Source organism: Corynebacterium sp. (assembly GCF_030535495.1).
Lineage (GTDB): Bacteria > Actinomycetota > Actinomycetes > Mycobacteriales > Mycobacteriaceae > Corynebacterium.
The window spans coordinates 4,596-10,719 of record NZ_JAUNRW010000077.1 but is presented as its reverse complement, the minus strand read 5'-3'; the positions used below and the strand labels follow the sequence as shown (position 1 = coordinate 10,719).

Here is a 6,124-nt window from a genome sequence, read left to right as displayed (position 1 = left end):
CTGAGCACGATCGTCGGGCCGTTCTCCCCGGAGATCGTGGCCCGCATCGAGCTGGAGATCGACGACGCCACGTACGTCCTGGCCACCATGCGGCGGCTTCCGCGGGGTGTCAACGCCCTCGACTACACCCGGGAGGGTCTGGCCGCCCAGGTTGTTTCCCATACCCAGGGCATCGAGCTGGGCCGGACCCTGCGCTTCCTCCACGACTCACTGCTTCTGGCGTTCCCCTACGAGTGGGCGTCCGCGGCGGAGCACATGCAGCGGCTGGAGGACCGCCTCGACGACTTCGTCCACATGGCGCCACGGCTCGCCGAATACGCCCCGTGGATCAGGGACTGGTACCGCTCGCTCGACGGAGAGATGCTCGTCCAACGCCTGCACGGCAACGTCAATCTGAAGCAGATGTGGCTGGGTCCGGATGAACGATGGGTCATCGGAGGCTGGGCCGGGGAGGTCGTTGCACCCATGGAGGAACGTGCTCGACTCGGTTGCCCCCTCGAGGATCTGGCCTCCCTGCAGCGCTCCATGTTCTGGGCGTGCCGGGGCAACAAGGCGTGGTGCATCAAGGCCATGGCCGCCATTTTCGAGGGGTACGGCGAACCGATGATGTCCGCGTTGTTCTCCGCTTTCGTGCTGGATCGCGCGTGCAAGGAGGTCGCCGAGGAAACGATGAGTGCTGACGGTGAGCCCGATCTGCCCTTCGAGTTCCTCGAGTGGTTCCGGGAGGTCGCTCTTCCCACGCGGGAAACGATGGAACCCTCGTCCTTCCTGCGCCCGGCCTAAGCGTTGACTCTGGTGGCCCAGGTCACCTCTGCGGTCTGATGGGTTGTACATGACACGGAGACCTCCTCTATGTTTGAGGCAGTCTCAGTAGAAGCGTTCCCCCCTCGGTCCCCTACAGCTCGTGAGGGCCTGCCGACGAAAGGTGACAACCCACATGAACAACGCCCGCGAGGTCGTTGCACGAGCCCTGGTGACCATGCCCTTCCCGTCCGCCCTCGACGTGGTCGCCTCCGGCCCCATCCCGGGCGGCCAACACGTCCTGCTCACCGACCACGACAGCGACGGCCATTCCGTCATCCAGTTCATGCTTGACGACGACGGCACGCCCATGCTGCACGGAGCGACCGAGGCCGGCCTGGCACTGTGCGAGAACCTCAACGACGGCGATGACATCGGCATCGGCAGATTTCTGGGGGTCATGCCTGCCGATCTGCAGTACGTGCGCCACAGCCGCGACGAACACCGCATCGATGTCTATCTCACCGATGATCTCGACGTCGGGGAGAAGTTCGTCCTCACGCTGTACCGCCGCGTCTGGCCCGGCACCCCCGTCGAGGTCGAGGCCCTGTCGACCGTGACCGGGCGCTACTCGCCGGACCTGCTGGGCAGAATCGAGTGGAAGTGGCACGGCCGACGCTACATTCTCGGCACCATCCGCCGTCTGCCCACGGGTACGAGGGCGCTCGAGTATTTCCGGGCCGGCGCCGAGGCTCAGGTGTTCTCCTACGATGAGGGTGTCGAACTCGGGGCCACCGTGCGCTACGTCCATGACTCCCTGCTCATGGCATTCCCCTACGAGCAGGAATCCGCCGAGGTGATCCAGACCGCGCTGCTGGAGCGACTGGAGGCGTTTCGCACGCAGTGCCCCGAACTGCTCGATAATCACGTCGGCTGGATCACGGCCTGGTACCACCAGCTGCGCGGCACCATGCTCGTGCACCGGCTGCACGGAAATCTCACCCTCGACCGGATCTGGCTCGAGGAGGACAACACGTGGCTCATCGGTGGCTGGGAGGGCGACGTGCGCCTGCCGATGGCGGAACGTGCCCGACTGTGGTCCCCCCTGCGGGACCTGGCCATCCTCAACGGCTCCCTCGTGGAGGCGTGCGGAGGAAACGGCAGCTGGTGCCGGATGCTCATGGCGTCGATCTGCGAGGGGTACGGCGACCCGATCTATTCGGTCCCCTTCATCTCCTTCGTCCTCGATCGCATCTGTGAGCAGCTGGTCTGCGCCTCGCTCGATCCGGAGGCGTCGACGGAGACACTCATGTCGTTCCTGACCTGGTTCGCCGAGGTCGAGCCGTCCCTGCACCGGCAGCTCGAGGAGTCAAGCTTCATGCGATTTTCCTAAGAAATTCCTAACAAAAGGGACCCCTTTTTTTCATTGCCGTTGATAGGATCATTCCATCCAGAGCCCCCGCGGGAGTGGGGGATCAACGAGCAAACTCAACACAGGAAGGTCCCACTACGGTGCCCACTGATCAGCTCGACGCAGTGACAACAGATCACTTGCTGCGGTCACCAGTGCCGTCGCCAGGCGACCTGACCATTGCCGCCAGTGCCGCCGTCCCCGGTGGCCGCCACATCATCGGCCGCACGGACGACCCGGAAGACGAATCCCTCTACCAGTACATCCTCGGCGAGGACGACACCCCCCTCGACCAGCATGTAGTGCCCACGGGATTCGATCTCGCCCGGGGAATCAGCACCGGCGACATCGTGGGCCTGGGCACCTTCCTCGGATCCATGCCCGACACACTGTGCTTTGTCCGCAGCACACGCGACGACAACCGGATCGACATCTACCTCACCGATGAGCCCGCCTGGCCCGAGATAGAGAAGTTCGTCCTCACCTTTTACCGCCGCGTCTGGCCGGGTATCCCCCACGAGGTGGAGCTGCTGTCCACCCTGATCGGCGCCTATTCACCCGATCTCATCGGGCGCATCGAAACCACGTACCAGGACCGCAGCTATGTGTTGGGCACGCTGCGTCGGATGCCCACCGGTGTCAACGCCTGGGATGAGGCCCGTCGCGCCGCCCCTGCCCAGATGTACTCCCACACCAAAGGGGTCGCACTCGGACAGACACTGCGCTTCATCCATGACTCGATGCTCATGGCCTTCGGCTACGACTGGGTCCCGGCCGAATCGGTCCGCCAACGACTGACCCGACGCCTGGACATGTTCGTCGAATCAGCACCCATCCTCGCCGCTTCCGCCCCGCTCATCCGCGAATGGTACGCCCTCCTCACGGGGGAGATCCTGGTCCAGCGGGTGCACGGCAACGTCTGCCTCCAGAAACTCTGGCTGGAAGACCACCACCGTTGGTTGATCGGCGGCTGGGAAGGCGACATCCGCCGCCCCATGCCCGAGAGAATCACCCCGGGCTGTTCCCTGGAGGATCTCGCGACCCTGCAGCGCTCCCTGTTCTGGGCTTCCGAGGGAAACGGCACCTGGTGTATCAGAACCATGACCTCCATCATGGAGGGCTACGGCCATTCGCTCATGTCCCCGCTGTTCTTCGTCTACGTCCTCGACAAGATCTGCGAAGAGGTGCACACGGAGACCCACTGCGTCGGCGGACGCCCCCAGATCCCCCTGCAGTTCCTGGAAATGTTCCGGGCGGCCGCACCGCCCTTCTCCATCCAGCACTCCACCTCGGAGTTCATGCGCTCAACCCCGTAGCGCCTCCCGAAGGCGGTGCTCCCCCAACTCCTCGACGAGCCACGGGCTGAAGGCGAAGGGGGTGGCGTCCACTGCGCTGAACACCTCTTGCGGGCTGGCCCAGGCCAGGGAATCAATCTCATCTTCCCGAGGCTGCGCCTGCTCGCCCTCCCGCAGGCGGGCGACGAACACGGGGCAGATCTCATTTTCGACGATGCCGCTGGAGTCCACCGCCCGGTACCTGAAGTCCGGCAGCACCTCGACGATGTCGCTCAGCGCTCCCGGCGCCAGCCCCAGCTCTTGGACGCTGCGCCTGGCCACCGCCTCCTCGTTGCTCTCCCCGGGGCCCGGGTGCCCACAAAAGCTGTTGGTCCACACCCCGGGCCACGTCTTCTTCGACAGCGCCCGGCGCGTGAGCAACAGCCGCCCGTGCGAGTCCAACAGGTAGCAGGAGAAGGCGAAGTGCAAGGGGGTGTGCGCGGTATGGATGGTGGCCTTCGGCGCGGTACCGGTAGCCTCACCCTGCTCGTCGGCCAGAACCACCAGTTCAACGTCGTCAGTCATGCCCCCACCCTACCCAGGTCAATCGCGGGCCCACGCTCCGATCACCCCGGGCACCACTGCGGGCCGCTCCCCGATGAGCTCCGCCACGTTGCCTTCCTCCTCCACCGCCGAGGTCACCGACTTCACCTTCGACTGCTTACCCTGCGCCTGTCCCGCCATCGGAGCACCCATCATGGGCATCATTCCGCGGGGTGTCATTCCACCGCCGCTTCTCGACGCCCCACTCATCCCCGCCCCCGCTACCGGTCCCGCTGCCACACCGGCCGCCGGAACGCCGCCGGGCATACGCGCCGCGCTCGCCCCGGACAGCCCTCCGCTGCCGGGCGCGCGCACTCCGCCGGCTCCGGGCACTCCGCCGCTACCCGGGCGGACACCACCGCCCGGCATCCCCGCACTTCCGCCACCGAGGCGCGCGGAGCCTGGACGTGTGCTCGGATTCACCGCGGCCATCGGCCCGATCCCGCCCGGGGTGGCCATGCCGTTCGCGACACCGGCGGGCACCGAGGTGCGGCCCAACCCGGCACTTCCCGTGGGGGCCTGTCCAAGGCCGGCCAACGGAGGGGGGAAAGACCCGGATCCGGTGCCCGCAGTGACACCACCGGTCGGTGGACCCATGGTGCCGATACTCGGCGGTGCAGTCAGCGTTCCTGCGGAGGCTGCCGTCGTCCCCACGTCCGCCCCATTGACCAGCGGGTTGAGGTGGCCACCGTTGACCCGTGCCAGATCATTGACCCCGGCCTGAACTGTTCCGAACTCGCCGGCACCCACCGCCCGCTGCAGGGAGGTCAGTGCCTCCAACGGCGCGCCCGGCGCGCGCAGACCCTGCGCGTTGTGCTTGGTTCCCTTCCCCTCCACATGGCCCATGCCCAGTGCGATCTCTCCCCCGCCATCCGGTGCCGGGTCCATCACCATGAGGTTCCGGATCGGTGGCACACCCGCCGCGACTGCCGGGGTGTAGCTGGCCGGGAATGACATGAGGAAGGCGCGCTCTGCGGCAGCCCGTGCCACCGGATTCGGGATGGCGTTGATGGCCGGCATCGCCATCGCCACGGTCAACGCCCCCTGCTGCTGGACCACGTTGACCATCTCCACGGACTTCGCCATGATCGTCGAATTCATGGCGAAACTCTGCCCTGCGCGTGCCACCTCCGACACCTTGCCGATGGCAGCTTCAATCACGTCACCCCGATTCCGTGCCCCGAGATCACCGGCCACCGTCTGCAGGTCACTGGCGATCGCCTGTACATCAGCCGCCATCCGATGCCACATCTGCGACGCCTGCACCAGCTCGCCGATCCGGGTGGATGAGAAATCCATGTTGAGCTGATTGATCGACACCGCCGGAGTCACCACCGGGGGGATGAAAGCGAAGCTGTCGAAACGTGGACGCGGGCGCGGCGGGAAGCTCACTCCGTCATCACCGACGACGCCACCTTCATCCGCAATGTCCATCCCCCGAGCCACGAAGGCGTTCTGACCGGTGAGCGCCTGGTAGCTGGCAGCGAGTGCACCGCTGAGCCATTCCACCTGCTCGGCGTAGGACTGCATCACCGCAATGGCCGAACCCGGTCCGCCGTTGATCACCCCGCCATGGTTCCCTCCCAGCTGGTCCAGGCCCGAGACCCCGGAGAAGCTGGCGTTGAGTGAATTTTGGAGAGCTCGGTCTGCGGTCGTCACCGCACGTTGGCCGATGACCTTGAGCTCCTGTACTCCTCCGATTACCGAATCATGGTCGATGAAAACGTCCATGGATTTCCCCCAATTGGTTGTAGATCGAGTTCAACGTCGCGGAGGCGACGTCGCAATAGTGCTGTCGGTCCCGTTCGGATAGGACCTCGGTGTACCTGACAATGAGCCGCCCCCGATTTGTGTGAACTGCAGCGCTGCAATTGTTCTCGATGTCATTAGGCATCAGATGCAGATAGCCCCCTGGCACAATCCCTGTCGACATGTCTCCGAGAATCAAGCCCTGTTCCTCGAGTTTGGCCTTCGAATTCCGGTCCCCCACCAGCGAGAAGACCCCCGGATAGCGCTGCTCGTCGAGTGCGGTGAACGAACACATCGCGGACCGATTGCCGTCATAGAAAGGCTCGTCGATCGGATCCCCCAACCC

Annotated in this window: 5 protein-coding genes and 1 pseudogene; 3 read left to right on the top strand and 3 right to left on the bottom strand. The window is 65.3% G+C overall.

Features of this window, described 5'->3' with window-relative positions:
* The 3 genes and pseudogenes from Q4F73_RS09275 to Q4F73_RS09265 form a co-directional block, all read left to right on the top strand.
* Positions 1–783 (top strand): annotated as a pseudogene (locus tag Q4F73_RS09275) (hypothetical protein); the annotation flags it as partial.
* Positions 784–937: 154 nt separating this feature from the next.
* The gene (locus Q4F73_RS09270; protein WP_303359066.1) at positions 938–2,134 is read left to right on the top strand and encodes a hypothetical protein; all 1,197 of its coding nucleotides are present in this window, start codon (positions 938–940) and stop codon (positions 2,132–2,134) included.
* Between the two features lie 143 nt (positions 2,135–2,277).
* Positions 2,278–3,468, top strand: a complete 1,191-nt coding sequence (locus Q4F73_RS09265; RefSeq protein ID WP_303359065.1) for a hypothetical protein — start codon at positions 2,278–2,280, stop codon at positions 3,466–3,468.
* Here Q4F73_RS09265 and idi read toward each other — a convergent pair.
* The 3 genes from idi to Q4F73_RS09250 all read right to left on the bottom strand — a co-directional run.
* On the bottom strand, positions 3,457–4,011 hold the full coding sequence (idi, locus tag Q4F73_RS09260; RefSeq protein ID WP_303359064.1) for an isopentenyl-diphosphate Delta-isomerase: 555 nt from the start codon (positions 4,009–4,011) through the stop codon (positions 3,457–3,459). The two genes, Q4F73_RS09265 and idi, sit on opposite strands and share 12 nt — an antisense overlap.
* An 18-nt stretch (positions 4,012–4,029) precedes the next feature.
* Positions 4,030–5,760, bottom strand: a complete 1,731-nt coding sequence (locus tag Q4F73_RS09255) for a hypothetical protein (RefSeq protein ID WP_303359063.1) — start codon at positions 5,758–5,760, stop codon at positions 4,030–4,032.
* Positions 5,738–6,124 (bottom strand): hypothetical protein (locus tag Q4F73_RS09250; protein WP_303359062.1); only part of this gene is annotated, 387 nt, incomplete at its 5' end. The genes Q4F73_RS09250 and Q4F73_RS09255, both read right to left, overlap by 23 nt.

Excerpts from the sequence above, each read along its gene's own strand:
- idi (WP_303359064.1), bottom strand. The coding sequence starts at position 4,011 with ATGACTGACGACGTTGAACTGGTGGTTCTGGCCGACGAGCAGGGTGAG.
- Q4F73_RS09270 (WP_303359066.1), top strand. The coding sequence starts at position 938 with ATGAACAACGCCCGCGAGGTCGTTGCACGAGCCCTGGTGACCATGCCC.
- Q4F73_RS09255 (WP_303359063.1), bottom strand. The coding sequence starts at position 5,760 with ATGGACGTTTTCATCGACCATGATTCGGTAATCGGAGGAGTACAGGAG.